Source organism: Streptomyces sp. NPDC038200, assembly GCF_055600785.1.
The window spans coordinates 1-13,756 of record NZ_JBVJYH010000021.1 but is presented as its reverse complement, the minus strand read 5'-3'; the positions used below and the strand labels follow the sequence as shown (position 1 = coordinate 13,756).

At 71.5% G+C, this 13,756-nt stretch carries 14 protein-coding genes and 1 pseudogene; 11 read left to right on the top strand and 4 right to left on the bottom strand.

The window, feature by feature from the left end:
* Positions 1 to 8 precede the first annotated feature (8 nt).
* The gene (gene aroA / locus ACZ7KF_RS32860; RefSeq protein ID WP_471083301.1) at positions 9 to 1,325 is read right to left on the bottom strand and encodes a 3-phosphoshikimate 1-carboxyvinyltransferase; all 1,317 of its coding nucleotides are present in this window, start codon (positions 1,323 to 1,325) and stop codon (positions 9 to 11) included.
* Positions 1,326 to 1,445: 120 nt separating this feature from the next.
* Positions 1,446 to 2,168 (bottom strand): M50 family metallopeptidase, encoded by a 723-nt coding sequence (locus ACZ7KF_RS32855; protein ID WP_471083299.1) that lies wholly within the window; start codon positions 2,166 to 2,168, stop codon positions 1,446 to 1,448.
* A 50-nt stretch (positions 2,169 to 2,218) separates the two neighbouring features.
* On the opposite strand from ACZ7KF_RS32855, the gene ACZ7KF_RS32850 reads away from it, so the two are divergent.
* The 10 genes from ACZ7KF_RS32850 to ACZ7KF_RS32805 all read left to right on the top strand — a co-directional run bounded on the left by ACZ7KF_RS32850 (position 2,219) and on the right by ACZ7KF_RS32805 (position 12,219).
* Positions 2,219 to 3,034, top strand: a complete 816-nt coding sequence (locus ACZ7KF_RS32850) for an SOS response-associated peptidase (RefSeq protein ID WP_471083297.1) — start codon at positions 2,219 to 2,221, stop codon at positions 3,032 to 3,034.
* 10 nt (positions 3,035 to 3,044) lie between these two features.
* Entirely contained in the window at positions 3,045 to 3,683 is a 639-nt protein-coding gene (locus tag ACZ7KF_RS32845) for an alpha/beta hydrolase family protein (protein ID WP_471083658.1), read from the top strand.
* A gap of 255 nt (positions 3,684 to 3,938) precedes the next feature.
* On the top strand, positions 3,939 to 4,634 hold the full coding sequence (locus ACZ7KF_RS32840) for a sigma-70 family RNA polymerase sigma factor (protein WP_471083294.1): 696 nt from the start codon (positions 3,939 to 3,941) through the stop codon (positions 4,632 to 4,634).
* Positions 4,631 to 4,942 (top strand): mycothiol system anti-sigma-R factor, encoded by a 312-nt coding sequence (gene rsrA, locus ACZ7KF_RS32835; protein ID WP_471083291.1) that lies wholly within the window; start codon positions 4,631 to 4,633, stop codon positions 4,940 to 4,942. Before ACZ7KF_RS32840 ends, rsrA begins: the two co-directional genes overlap by 4 nt.
* A 111-nt stretch (positions 4,943 to 5,053) precedes the next feature.
* Entirely contained in the window at positions 5,054 to 6,358 is a 1,305-nt protein-coding gene (locus ACZ7KF_RS32830; RefSeq protein WP_471083288.1) for an HD-GYP domain-containing protein, read from the top strand.
* Positions 6,355 to 7,635: an HD-GYP domain-containing protein gene (locus ACZ7KF_RS32825; protein WP_471083285.1), complete on the top strand. Its 1,281-nt coding sequence runs from the start codon at positions 6,355 to 6,357 to the stop codon at positions 7,633 to 7,635. The genes ACZ7KF_RS32830 and ACZ7KF_RS32825 overlap by 4 nt, the downstream gene beginning before the upstream one ends.
* 100 nt (positions 7,636 to 7,735) lie before the next feature.
* Positions 7,736 to 8,743 (top strand): tetratricopeptide repeat protein, encoded by a 1,008-nt coding sequence (locus ACZ7KF_RS32820; protein WP_471083282.1) that lies wholly within the window; start codon positions 7,736 to 7,738, stop codon positions 8,741 to 8,743.
* Positions 8,744 to 8,816: 73 nt separating this feature from the next.
* Complete coding sequence (gene def, locus ACZ7KF_RS32815) at positions 8,817 to 9,467, top strand: peptide deformylase (protein WP_471083279.1); 651 nt, start codon at positions 8,817 to 8,819, stop codon at positions 9,465 to 9,467.
* 290 nt (positions 9,468 to 9,757) lie between these two features.
* Positions 9,758 to 10,843 carry an epi-isozizaene synthase gene (cyc1, locus tag ACZ7KF_RS32810; protein WP_471083655.1) on the top strand — a complete coding sequence of 362 codons (1,086 nt, stop codon included), beginning with the start codon at positions 9,758 to 9,760 and terminating at the stop codon, positions 10,841 to 10,843.
* Positions 10,840 to 12,219, top strand: coding sequence for a bifunctional albaflavenone monooxygenase/terpene synthase (locus ACZ7KF_RS32805; RefSeq protein ID WP_471083276.1), 1,380 nt, complete (start codon positions 10,840 to 10,842; stop codon positions 12,217 to 12,219). The genes cyc1 and ACZ7KF_RS32805 overlap by 4 nt, the downstream gene beginning before the upstream one ends.
* Before the next feature lie 22 nt (positions 12,220 to 12,241).
* Here ACZ7KF_RS32805 and ACZ7KF_RS32800 read toward each other — a convergent pair whose 3' ends face one another.
* Positions 12,242 to 13,204, bottom strand: a complete 963-nt coding sequence (locus tag ACZ7KF_RS32800) for a GlxA family transcriptional regulator (protein WP_471083273.1) — start codon at positions 13,202 to 13,204, stop codon at positions 12,242 to 12,244.
* Between the two features lie 93 nt (positions 13,205 to 13,297).
* Here ACZ7KF_RS32800 and ACZ7KF_RS32795 point away from each other — a divergent pair, with 93 nt between their 5' ends.
* Positions 13,298 to 13,507, top strand: coding sequence for a hypothetical protein (locus tag ACZ7KF_RS32795; RefSeq protein WP_471083270.1), 210 nt, complete (start codon positions 13,298 to 13,300; stop codon positions 13,505 to 13,507).
* A gap of 123 nt (positions 13,508 to 13,630) precedes the next feature.
* Here the strand turns inward: ACZ7KF_RS32795 and ACZ7KF_RS32790 are convergent.
* A pseudogene (locus ACZ7KF_RS32790) lies at positions 13,631 to 13,756 on the bottom strand (ribonucleotide-diphosphate reductase subunit beta); the annotation flags it as partial.

Genomic DNA, 13,756 nt, shown 5'->3' with positions numbered 1-13,756 from the left:
GTACGTCCCTACTGCCCGAGCATCCCGGTCCACAACCCGGGGAAGTCCGGCAAGGTCTTGGCCGTCGTCGCCACGTTCTCGATCTGCACGCCGTCGACCGCCAGGCCGATGATCGCACCGGCGGTCGCCATGCGGTGGTCCTCGTAGGTGTGGAAGATCCCGCCGTGCAGCGCCCGCGGGCGGATGTGCAGGCCGTCGGCCGTCTCCGTGACGTCACCGCCCAGCTCGTTGATCTCCTTGGTGAGCGCGGCCAGCCGGTCCGTCTCGTGCAGCCGCAGATGGGCCACGCCCCGCAGCGTGGACGGCGAGTCGGCGAGCGCGGCCACCGCCGCGATGCCCGGCGTCAGCTCGCCCACGTCGCCCAGGTCCACGTCGATACCGTGGATGGCACCCGAACCGGTGAACTCCAGTCCGTACTCGGTGAGTTCGCAGGAACCGCCCATCTCGGTGAAGATCTCCCGCAGCCGGTCACCCGGCTGGGTGGTACGGGCCGGCCAGTCCGGGATCAGCACCTTGCCGCCGGTCACCAGCGCCGCCGCCAGGAACGGCTGCGCGTTGGACAGATCCGGCTCGATCGTCAGGTCCCGGCCGAGCAGCGCGCCCGGCGTCACCCGCCACACGTTGGGCTCACCGCCCGACTCCGGGGTGTCCACCTGCGCGCCGACCGCGCGCAGCATGTCCACCGTCATCCGGATGTGCGGCAGGGAAGGCAGGGACGCGCCGGTGTGCCGGACCTCGACGCCCTGGTTGAAGCGCGGCCCGGACAGCAGCAGCGCCGACACGAACTGGGACGACGACGAGGCGTCGACCGACACCGGGCCGCCGTCCAGCGCCCCGCCGCCGTGCACGGTCAGCGGCAGCGCGCCCCGGCCGTCGTCGTCGATCCGGGCACCGAGCGCCCGCAGCGCGTCGATCACCCCGTGGAGAGGACGTTCGTACGAGCGCGGGTCGCCGTCGAACCGGACCGGACCGTCGGCCAGCGCGGCCACCGGCGGCAGGAACCGCATCACCGTGCCCGCGTTGCCGACGTCGACCGCGGCCGGGCCGCGCAGCTCCGTGGGCAGCACCCGCCAGGCCTCACCGGTGCCGTCGGGGCCGACGCCTTCCTCGATCTCCACGCCCATGGCCCGCAGGGCCCCGGCCATCAGCAGGGTGTCCCGGGACCGCAGCGGGCGGCGCAGCCAGCCGGGCTCGGAGGCCAGGGCGGCGAGGACCAGTGCGCGGTTGGTGACCGACTTGGAGCCCGGCACGTGGACCGTCGCGTCGACGGCCCCGCTCGCGGACGGGGCGGGCCAGAGGGCGGGGGAGGAGCTGTTCGCGGCCATGGGGCCACTTTATAAGGAGGGCCGTGGGGTCGTATTTCGCCCGCGGCTGAGTGGAGGCCGGCCGCCCGCCCGGTTCCGGGGACGCCGGGCCCCGGAAGCCCGCGCCTTCGGGGCGCACCCTCATCCCTCCAGCAGCCAGCGGCCTCCGCCGATCAGCGAGCACAGGGACACCGCGTGGAACAGGAACAGCCACAGGCCGGCCGGTACGTGGGTCAGCCGGGACAGCTGGTCCGCGTCCGAGTCCCCGGCCCCGCCGCGCGACCGCTTGGCCTGCAGCTCGAACGGCGGCCGGACCCCGCCGAACAGCAGGAACCACACCACCGCGTACGCGAACGCCGCCTGCACCTGCGGTCCCGCCAGCCAGGACACCAGCAGGAACGCCCCGCCCGCGAGGACCACCGTCAGTACGCCGTACGCGTTGCGGATCATCACCAGCATCGCCACCAGCAGCGCGGTGGCCACCCACAGCAGCAGGGTGATGCGGCCGGCGGCCAGCAGCGCGGCCCCGCCCAGGCCCAGCAGCGAGGGGGCCGTGTATCCCGCGGCGGCCGTCAGGATCATCCCGACCCCGTACGGCTTGCCCCGGCTCACGGTCAGCCCGCTGGTGTCGGAGTGCAGCCGGATACCGGTCAGCTGCCGGCCCGTGACGAGGGCGATCAGGCCGTGGCCGCCCTCGTGCGCGATGGTGATCGCGTTGCGGGATATCCGCCACAGCGGATGCGGGACGACGACGGCGAGGGCGGCGGCCACGGTGGCCAGCACCACCCACAGGTCGGGATCGGGCTGGGTGCCGGTGAGCCGGTCCCACAGGTCGGGCAGCGCGGTGGCGGCGAGGCTGCTCATATCTCGCGGTGGCTCCCTGCAGTAGTACGGAGTCTGGCAGTGTTGCACGTATGTGCGGACGGTATGCATCGAGTCGTGGGCCCGAGGATCTCGCGGGAATCTTCGAGGTCGAGAAGTGGGAGCCCGAGGAGACCTTGGAGCCGGACTACAACGTGGCGCCGACCAAGGAGGTCTACGCCGTCCTGGACCGTCCGCTGAAAGACGCGGACTCCCCGCGTCCGGTTCGCCAGCTGCGCAAGCTGAAGTGGGGTCTGGTCCCGTCCTGGTCCAAGACGCCCGAGGGCGGCGCCCGGATGATCAACGCCCGCGCGGAGACCGTGCACGAGAAGCCCTCCTACCGCCGCGCCTTCGCCGCCCGCCGCTGCATCGTGCCGGCCGACGGCTACTACGAGTGGGTCACCGGCAGCCAGGAGCGCGAGCTGGAGGTCGAGGGGAAGAAGAAGCGGCCGCGCAAGCAGCCGTACTTCGTGCTGCCCGCCGACGGCTCGGTCTTCGCGATGGCCGGGCTGTACGAGTTCTGGCGCGACCGCACCCTGCCCGACGACCACCCCCGGGCCTGGTGGGTCACCTGCTCGGTGATCACCACCGAGGCGGAGACGACCCCCCTCGCCGTCGCCCCCGCCGACGGCCCGCACTCCCTCGCCGACATCCACCCCCGGATGCCGCTGATGCTCACCCCGGACCGCTGGGACGCCTGGCTCGACCCCTCCCGCACCGACCCCGACGACCTGCGCGAGCTGCTCACCCCGCCCCCGGCCGGCCTGATGCGCGCCTACCCGGTCTCCACCGCCGTCAGCAACGTCCGCAACAACGGCGCGGAGCTGCTGAAGGAACTGACGGCACCGGAAGAGGGCACACTCTTCTGACGTGACTGATGTGACTGGCGTTACTACAGAGACGGTCGCCACGGATGCCGGGGACGCCCGGATCACCTGGCACCCGGCGCGGCGGGCCCGGCTGGTGCTGGCCGTGAGCCACGGGGCCGGCGGCGGCATCGAGGCCCGCGACCTCCGGGCACTCGCCGAGACCCTCCCCGCGCGCGGAGTGAGCGTCGCCCTCGTCGAACAGCCCTGGCGGGTCGCCGGCAAGAAGGTCGCACCCGCGCCGAAGACCCTGGACACCGGGTGGCGGGGCGTGTGGCCCGCGCTGGCCGCACCCGGCCTGCCGGTGATCTCCGGCGGGCGCAGCGCCGGCGCCCGGGTCGCCTGCCGCACCGCGGCCGAGCTGGGCGCGCACGCCGTACTCGCGCTGAGCTTCCCGCTGCACCCGCCGGGCAGGCCGGAGAAGTCCCGGGCGGAGGAACTGCTGGGGGCCGGCGTGCCCACGCTGGTCGTCCAGGGCGGCAACGACCCCTTCGGCAGGCCGCAGGAGTTCCCCGAAGGCTCCTACCGGCTCGTCGAGGTGCCGTACGGCGATCACGGGTTCGCCGTCCCCAAGCGCGCCGAGACCACCCCGGAACGGGCGCTGGAGACCGTCACCGGCGCGGTCGCGGAGTGGATCGCGTCACTCGGATGACCCGGGAATGTCCCGCGGCGGCCCGCTGTTGAGGCGGACAGAAGTGCTGAAGGCCTCGGCACCGACGTCGTAGGAGAGGAAGTCCGCCGCATGGGTTCGACCATCTGCCCGAGCCGTGAGCGCCGTGCCGACCTGGACTGGTCGGTGCTGCACGCGGCGAAGACCGCTCCTATTCGAGCGGCGGCAGGCACGGGTCGTGTTCTATCCTCCGAAACGAGTGGGATCGGTTTTGGTCCTGCCCGGGATCTTGAGGAGGTGGGTCCGGTCACTGGGACCGACGCAGGGACCGACAACGGCCAGGCGGAGCTGCCCGAGGGCCAGGGCGTCAGCGCGGAATCGTCCGATGAGACGACCACGGAGCGCAGCGCGCGCTTCGAGCGGGACGCGCTCGAATACCTCGATCAGATGTACTCCGCCGCGCTGCGCATGACGCGCAACCCGGCCGACGCCGAGGACCTGGTGCAGGAGACCTACGCCAAGGCGTACGCGTCCTTCCACCAGTTCCGCGAGGGCACCAACCTCAAGGCGTGGCTGTACCGGATTCTCACCAACACCTTCATCAACTCCTACCGCAAGAAGCAGCGCGAGCCGCAGCGCTCCGCCGCGGAGGAGATCGAGGACTGGCAGCTCGCGCGTGCCGAGTCGCACATGTCGACGGGCCTGCGCTCCGCCGAGTCGCAGGCGCTCGACCACCTGCCCGACTCGGACGTGAAGGAAGCGCTGCAGGCGATCCCCGAGGAGTTCCGCATCGCCGTCTATCTCGCGGACGTCGAGGGCTTTGCGTACAAGGAGATCGCGGACATCATGGGGACACCCATCGGTACGGTGATGTCCCGGCTGCACCGGGGCCGCCGTCAGCTGCGCGGCATGCTGGAGGACTACGCCCGGGAGCGCGGGCTGGTCCCGGCGGGCGCCGGAGAGTCGAACGAAGCGAAAGGCTCGGGCTCATGAGCTGCGGAGAGCCGCATGAGACGGACTGCAGTGAGGTCCTCGACCACCTGTACGAGTTCCTCGACAGCGAGATGCCGGACGTCGACCGCGACAAGTTCCAGCACCACTTCGAGGAATGCTCGCCGTGCCTGGAGAAGTACGGCCTGGAGCAGGCCGTGAAGAAGCTGGTGAAGCGGTGCTGCGGCCATGACGACGTGCCCGCCGACCTGCGGGCCAAGGTCATGGGACGGATCGACCTGATCCGCTCCGGGCAGACCGTGCCCGAGCACGAGGTGACCAAGGCCCCGAGGGCCACGCAGGAGTCCTGACACGCCGGGGCATATCACCCGAACGTGCTAATCCTCAGGTCATAAGCCCCGCATCCCCCGATCCCCGTCCTAGGCTCCGAGCCTGGACAGGCACGATCGGGGAGGGGACCGATGGACGTGGTACCGGCGAGGGCACGCGGCTACGCCGCCGCCGTCGCCCTGTTGGCCGCGCTCACTCTCCTGCCCCTGCCGGCCACCCCCACCCCCTGGTCGGCCCTGGCCCTGCTCGCCGCGCTCCACGCGGCCTGTGAGCACGTGGTACGCCGCCGTTCCTGCGGCCCCTTCTACCCCGTCCTGCTCGCCGGCGCGTTCCTGCTGCCCGCGTCGGCCGCCGCGCTCGTCCCGGTGCCCGCCGCCCTGTTCTCCCCGGTCGAGGACCGGCCCGCGCTGCCCCGGCGCCTGTGGCGGGCCGCGCAGCCCGCGCTCGCCGTGTGGGGCGCCGCCCGGGTGCACGAGGCGCTCGGCGGCGGGGACGCCGTCACCGAATCCGACTTCCCCTACGTCCTGCTGCCCACCGGCGCAGCCGTCCTCGCCTGCTGCCTGGTGCTCACCGCGCTCGACGGCGGCCTGCGCGCCGCGACCGGGCTGGTGCCGCTGCGCCGGGCCTGGCGCGGCCTGCTGGCGCGCTCCCTCGCCCCGGTCGCGGTGCACGGACTCGCCGGGCTGATGACGGCCGTCCTGTGGCGCAGCCCGTACGGCCCCGCGTCCGCGCTGCTCGTGCTGCTGCCGATGTGCGTCTCCGGGTGGGTGTTCGCCCAGTACCACCGCGAACGCGCGGCCCACCAGGCCACCATCCGCGCCCTCGTCCAGGCCGTCGACATCAAGGACGGCTACACCCGCGGCCACAGCGAACGCGTCGGACAGGCCTCCGTGCTGATCGCCCGCGAACTCGGCATGGACGACGAACGCGTCGAGACGCTGCGCTTCGCCGGCATCCTGCACGACGTCGGCAAGCTGGGCGTCCCCACCCGGCTGCTGCGCAAGGACGGCCCGCTCACCCCCGAGGAGCGGCGGATCATCGAGCTGCACCCCGAGTACGGCCACGAGATGGTCCGCGGGATCTCCTTCCTCGGCGAGGCCCGCGCGGCCATCCTCCACCACCACGAGCGGCTCGACGGCAGCGGCTACCCGTACGGCCTGGCCGGCAGCCAGATCCCGGAGTGCGCCCGGATCGTCGCCGTCGCCGACGCCTTCGACGCCATGACCTCCACCCGCTCCTACAGCAGGGCCCGCCCGGTCGCGGCGGCCGTCGCCGAACTGGAGCGCTGCGCCGGCGCGCACTTCGACCCCCGCATGGTCACCGCGCTCGTCCGCGCCGTGCGCCGCTCCGGCTGGCATCCGGCGGTCACCGCCGACGAACCGGCCCACGGCACCCCGGCCACCGAGCGTGCCTCCGGCACCGGAGCGCGCCGATGACCGTCCTGCGGCTCATCCACGGCACCGCTGCGCTCGTCGCGGCCGGTTCCCTCGCCCTCACCCTGTGGAGCGGCCTGGCCGACCGGGGCGACGCGCTCGCCTTCGGGGTGCTCATAGCCGTCGGCGAACTGACCCGGTGGAGCGACGCCCAGGACCGCCAGGCCGCTCCCCTGGGCGCCGCCGGCTCCCTGTCGTACGCCCTGCTGGGCGCCGACGCCGGACGCCCCAGCCAGCACGACGCCGCCCAGGTCGTCACCGTCGTCCTCGTCGCCGCCCTGCTCGGCGCCGTCCCGCACATCTGGTCCGGCACCGCCCCCACCGTCGACCACCTGGCCCGGCGCGTCCTCACCGTCGGCTTCGCCGCCGTCTGCTTCCAACCCCTGTACAACAGGGGCGTCTTCGCCTCCTGGGACGGCTCCGCCTACGCCCTGCTGCTGCTCGTCCTGCTGGCCCTCACCTCCCTGTGCGGTGCCGTCCTGGCCGCCGCGCTGGCCCACTGCCGCACCGGCCGACCGTTCGGACCGCTGCTGCGCGAGGAGCTGCGCGGGCTGCTCGGCATCGGCTCCGCCGTCTGCGCGACCGGTGCCGTGATGGCGCTCGCGGTCGCCGTCGCCGGTCTGTGGGCGCTGCCCGTGTTCTGCCTGCCCCTGCTGCTGGTCCAGCTGTCCGTGCGGCGGTACGCGGCGATCCGTGCCACCTACCGGCAGACCATCGCCTCCCTCGCCCGCGCCACCGAGATCGCCGGCTGCACCCCTCCGGGGCACGCCCATCGGGTCGCCGCGCTCGGCCTCGCCGTCGGCCGGGACCTCGGCCTGACCGGCCCGGAACTGACCGTCCTGGAGTACGCGGCCCTGATGCACGACATCGGCCAGCTCAGCCTGGTCGACCCGGTCCCGGCCGGTGCCACCGCCGCCCTGCCCGCGGCGGAGCAGCGGCGCATCGCCCTGCTCGGCGGGGCCGTCGTCCGGCAGACCGGGGTCGACCCGGCCGTCGCCGTCGTCGTGGAGCGGCAGGCCGACCCCTGTCCGGAGCAGCCGCTCGCCGCCCGGATCGTCCGGGCCGTGAACGCCTACGAGGAGAAGTCCCGGGACGCCGGCCCCGAGGGCCCCCTCCGTGCGCTGGAGGAACTGCGGCTCGGCACCGCCGGGGACTACGCTCCGGAAGTCGTGGAGTCGCTCGCCCGGGTGCTGGCCCAGCCCTGGGCGGTCCGGGAGCGCGTGTCGACGCGGCGAACAGGACTGTCTGACCCTGCTCCCGGCTGGGTAACCCATGGGTAATGAGCGCCTTTCCCACCGCACGTGGTTGGATGCGAGGGAGAGGGTGTCCGGGGGCACAAGCCAGCCCACTGAGCGGAACTGGAACTGGCAGGCGGGAATCGTGAGGATCTTCGGCAAGGGACGACACCGGCCCTCCGCCTCCTGGCGGCAGGCCACCGACCGGGCATTCACGCTCATCGGCGACGGCCGGTACGAGGACGCGGGCGAGCTGCTGACCCGCGCCGCCGATCTGGAACCGTGGCTGTCGGAGTCCTGGTTCAACCTCGCTCTGCTGCACAAGTTCCGGCACGACTGGGAGCAGGCGCGCGCGGCCGGACTGCGTGCGGTCGCCCTGCTCGACCGGGAGACCGGGGCGCCCGACTGGTGGAACGTCGGCATCGCCGCGACCGCCCTGCAGGACTGGCCGCTGGCCCGCCGCGCCTGGCAGGCGTACGGGCTGAAGGTGCCGGGCGGCGGCTCCCGCCCGAAGGCCGGGGCGGGTCCCCACGCGTCCGGTGAACCGCTCGGCATGGAGCTGGGCAGCGCGGCCGTACGGCTCTCCCCGGAGGGCGAGGCCGAGGTGGTCTGGGGCCGCAGGCTGGACCCCGCGCGGATAGAGGTGCTGTCCATCCCGCTTCCCTCGTCGGGGCGGCGCTGGGGCGAGGTCGTGCTGCACGACGGCGTCCCGCACGGCGAGCGCACCACCTCCACCGGGCACTCCTACCCGGTCTTCGACGAGATCGAGCTGTGGGCGCCGTCCCCCGTCCCCACCTGGGTGGTGCTGCTGGAGGCGGCCACCGAGGCCGACCGGGACGCGCTGGAGCAGCTGGCCGCGGACGCCGGGTTCGCCGCGGAGGACTGGTCGTCGTCGGTGCGGCTGCTGTGCCGCATGTGCAGCGAGTCCCGGATGCCGTCCGACGAGGGGGAGGGGGTCCACCTCGACCCCCACGACCACAGCGAGCCCGGTCACCCCGGGCCGCTGGGGCACCGGACGGACGGGCAGCTGTGGGTGCCCGAGCGGGAGTGCGGGGTGGCCGCGCCGGCGTCGCTGGTGCGAGGTCTGCTGGACGGCTGGGTCGCCGACAGCCCGGACTCGCGGGACTGGCGGGATCTGGAAGAGGTTTGCTGAGCCACCGGTGACCGGCCACCTTTAGGCTGTACTCGCAGAATATTCCAGGCTTGCAGGAAGGCGTACGTCGGTCATGGCGCAGCAGGACACCGATCAGCAGCACGCGGGCGTGCTCCCCGTCGACGACGAGGGCTTCGTCGTCGACACGGAGGACTGCGAGGAGCGCGAGACCGCCTGGCGTGAGCGCGGCACCTCCCGGCCCATCACGGTCGTCGGCAACCCGGTGCTGCACAAGGAGTGCAAGGACGTCACCGAGTTCGGCGAGGAGCTGCAGCAGCTGGTCGCCGACATGTTCGCCAGCCAGCGCACCGCCGAGGGCGTGGGCCTGGCCGCGAACCAGATCGGTGTCGACCTGAAGGTCTTCGTCTACGACTGCCAGGACGACGAGGGCGTCCGGCACGTGGGCGTGGTGTGCAACCCGAAGCTGGTCGACCTGCCCGCGGAGCGGCGCCGGCTGGACGACAGCAACGAGGGCTGCCTGTCCGTGCCGACGGCGTACGCGTCGCTCGCGCGTCCGGACTACGCCGAGGTGACCGGCCAGGACGAGCAGGGCAACCCGATCAAGGTCCGGGGCACCGGCTACTTCGCGCGCTGTTTGCAGCACGAGACCGACCACCTCTACGGCTACCTCTACATCGACCGGCTGTCGAAGCGGGAGCGCAAGGACGCGCTGCGGCAGATGGCCGAGAACGAGCCACGCTACCCCGTGGTCGCCAACGACTGATCCGCACGGGTCACTTGGGGCGCCCGGCCGGGATCCTTCCTGGCCGGGCGCCTTCGCGTTGCCCTTCTTCGCTCATGCGTGCGTCGTACAACCGATCCCTTGTGCGCTTCTGGTGATCCTTAATCAGTCACACAAGGGGGGATTCTCGGCACCTTGGGGTAGTGAGTGAAGCAAATCCGTTCCCACGGCGGTCAGTTGTGGTGCTGAATGGAAGTGCGGGGATACGCAACGGCGCACGCCCGGCACAACGGGAGGGGTGTGCGCTCCTGGCGGCTGAGAGGGGTTTGTTCGTGCAAGCTTTCCCACGCAGCACCACAGCGGCGCCGACGGCGGTCGTAGTCCCACCCTCACTGGCACTCCCGGTGATCGAGTCCGCCTTTCCCCGGCAACTGCATCCCTATTGGCCGAGACTCCAGGAGAAGACCCGCCTCTGGCTCCTGGAAAAGCGGCTCATGCCGCCGGTCAAGGTGCAGGAATATGCCGACGGACTTTGCTACACCGATCTCATGGCGGGCTACTACACGGCGGCCCCCGACGAGGTCCTGCAGGCCATCGCCGACTTCAGCGCCTGGTTCTTCGTCTGGGACGACCGCCACGACCGCGACATCGTGCACGGCCGGGCGGGCGACTGGCGACAGCTGCGGTACCGGCTGCACACGGCTCTCGACGCGCCCAGGCACCACCTGCACCATCCCGACCCACTGGTGGCGGGGTTCGCGGACAGCGTGCTGCGGCTGTACGGCTTTCTGCCGCACACCTGGAACCAGCGGTTCGCCCGGCACTTCCATGCGGTGATCGAGGCATACGACCGGGAATTCCGTAATCGCACGCAGGGCTGCATACCCGGCGTCGAGGAGTACCTCGCCCTGCGCCGCCTCACCTTCGCGCACTGGGTGTGGACCGACCTCCTCGAACCCAGTGTCGGATGCGAACTCCCGGACGGCGTGAGGAAAAACCCGGCGTACCGCCGGGCGGCGCTCCTCAGTCAGGAATTCGCCGCCTGGTACAACGACCTCTGTTCGCTGCCGAAGGAAATAGCGGGCGACGAGGTGCACAATCTGGGAATCAGTCTCATCACTCATGCCGGGCTGACCCTGGAAGAGGCGGTGGACGAAGTAAGGCGACGTGTCGAGGAGTGCGTCAGTGAATTTCTCGAAGCCGAACGGAACGCCCTGAGGTTCGCTCGTGAAATCGACGACGGAACGGTCCGCGGCAAGGAACTGAGCGCCGCGGTCCGGGCCTGCGTCGGCACCATGCGCAACTGGTTCAGCTCCGTCTACTGGTTCCACCACGAGTCCGGCCGGTACATGGTCGACAGCTGGGACGACCGGTCCACGCCCCCGTACGTCACGAACGAAGCGGCAGGTGAGAAATGACCGTCGAGTCGGTGCAGCCCCAGGTCCCCGGGACCCCTGACACGCTCGAACTGCGCGAACCGCCCCTGGCCGGGGGTGCCGTACCCGTCCTCGGGCACGGCCTGAGACTGGTCCGCGACCCGCTCGCCTTCATGTCCGCGCTGCGCGAGCACGGCGAGGTCGTGCGGCTGAAGCTCGGCCCCAAGACGGTGTACGCCGTCACCACGCCGGCGCTCACCGGAGCACTGGCACTGAGCCCCGACTTCACGATCGACGGCCCGCTGTGGGAGTCCCTCGAAGGACTGCTCGGCAAGGAGGGCGTGGCCACCGCGAACGGCCCCCGCCACCGCCGCCAGCGGCGCACCATCCAGCCCGCGTTCCGGCTGGACGCGATCCCCGGCTACGGCCCGGTCATGGAGGAGGAGGCGCACGCGCTGACCGAGCGCTGGAAACCCGGCGACACCGTCGACTGCACCTCCGAGTCCTTCCGCGTCGCCGTCCGCATCGCCGCCCGCTGTCTGCTGCGCGGCGACTACATGGACGAGCGCGCGGAACGGCTCAGCATCGACCTCGCCACCGTCTTCCGTGGTATGTACCGCAGGATGGTCATCCCGCTCGGCCCGCTCTACCGGCTGCCGTTTCCGGCCAACCGCGAATTCAACCGGGCATTGGCCGATTTGCATCTGCTGGTGGACGAGATCGTCGCCGAGCGCAGGGCATCTGGTCAAAAGCCGGACGATTTGCTGACGGCATTGCTGGAGGCGAAGGACGACAATGGCGACCCCATCGGGGAACAGGAGATCCACGACCAGGTCGTCGCGATACTCACCCCTGGCAGCGAAACAGTCGCGTCCACGATCATGTGGCTGCTCCAGGTCCTCGCCGAACACCCGGAACACGCGGAGAAGGTACGGACCGAGGTCGAATCCGTGACGGGTGGTCGACCGGTCGGATTCGAGCATGTCCGCTCACTCACGCACACCAACAATGTCGTCGTCGAGGCCATGCGGCTCAGGCCGGCCGTATGGATATTGACACGGCGGGCGGTGAGCGACACCGCCCTCGGCGGCTATCGCATTCCGGCCGGGGCGGACATCGTCTACAGCCCGTACGCCATCCAGCGCGACGGCCGCTCCTACGCCCGGCACCTCGACTTCGACCCCGACCGCTGGCTGCCCGAACGCGTCAAGGACGTGCCGAAGTACGCCATGAGCCCGTTCAGCGTGGGCAACCGCAAGTGCCCCAGCGACCACTTCTCCATGACCCAGCTGAGCCTGATCACCGCGGCGATCTCGGCGAAGTACCGCTTCGAGCAGGTCGGCGGGTCCGACGACACCACCCGGGTGGGTATCACGCTCCGCCCGCACAACCTGCTGCTGCGGGCGCTGCCCTGGTAGGTCACCTGGTACCGGCGCGCGCTCAGGCGGCCTGCGGGCCCCGGAACGCGCGCCGGTAGGCGTTCGGCGTCGTGCCCAGCGCCCGGACGAACTGGTGGCGCAGCGCGGCGGCCGTACCGAACCCGGTACGCCAGGCGATGGCGTCCATGGTCTCGTCCGTTCCCTCCAGCAACTCCTGTGCCAGCAGCACCCGTTGCCGCAGGATCCAGCGGTAGGGAGTGGTCCCCGTCTCCTGCTGGAAACGCCGGGCGAAGGTGCGCGGTGCCATATGGGCGCGGGCGGCCAGCTGCTCGACCGTGACCTCCCGGTCGAGGTGCGCCTCCATCCAGGCCAGCACCTCACCGACCGTGTCGCAGGGTGCCTTCGGCAGCGGCCGTTCGATGAACTGCGCCTGCCCGCCGTCCCGGTGCGGCGGCACCACCATCCGGCGGGCGATCTTGTTGGCCACCTCCGGGCCCTGCTCCTTGCGCACGAGGTGCAGACAGGCGTCGATCCCGGCGGCGGTGCCGGCGGAGGTGATGACGGGATCCTCGTCCACGTACAGCACGTCCGGCTCGACCGTGAGCCGTGGGTAGCGCAGGGCGAGCTGATCGGCGTGGTGCCAGTGCACCGCGCACCGCCGCCCGTCCAGCAGCCCCGCCGCGGCCAGCACGAAGACCCCGGAGCAGACGCTGAGCACCCGTGAGCCCCGGTCGACGGCCCGCCGCAGCGCGGCCAGCAGCTCGTGCGGATACTCGCGGTGGGCATAGGTCTCGCCGGCCGGGACGGCGATCAGATCGGCCTCCTCCAGCCGCTCCAGGCCGTACGGAGTGGACACCGTGAATCCGCAGTGGGTGCCGAGGGAAGGCCCCTCGGCCGAGACCACGGCGAAGTCGTACACGGGCAGTCCGTCGTCGCTGCGGTCGATGCCGAACACCTCGCACACGACACCCAGCTCGAAGGGATGCACTCCGTCCAGCAGGACGGCGGCCACGTTCTTCAGCATGCCGCCAGTGTGCCTCAGGGATGGCAGCAATTCGAGGGTCTACGGCAGTACTGCCACTCACGGTAAGGAGTATCCAGCGGGACAGTGGTGTCCATGAACGGAAACGAGATCGAAGGACTGATCGGAATGCTCGCCACCTTCGGGATCCTGGTCCTCCTGGTCCTCCCGTCCGTGCTCGGCGCCGTGCGCGAGCGGCGCATCGACCGGCAGATCAGGGAGGCCCGACGGTCCCGGACGTCCCCCGAGCCGGCGGAAGAGCGCAAGCCCGCCCGGAGGCGCCACGGCGCGGCCCGTCCCGCCTGACGGCGACGCGGTCGCCCCGGCAGAGGGACGAGCTCGAACCCCGTGGAAAACGGTGCGTCCCCGGCACGACGACGACCTGGCGGGTCGTCTCGGCCGGGGACGCGGTGCGCGAGCAGGGGTCGCTCAGAAGTCCTCGTCCAGGTCGACCGTGCCTTCCACGGCGACCTGGTAGGCGGAGGGGCGGCGTTCGAAGAAGTTGGTGAGTTCCTGGACGCCCTGGAGTTCCATGAAGGAGAAGGGGTTCTCGGA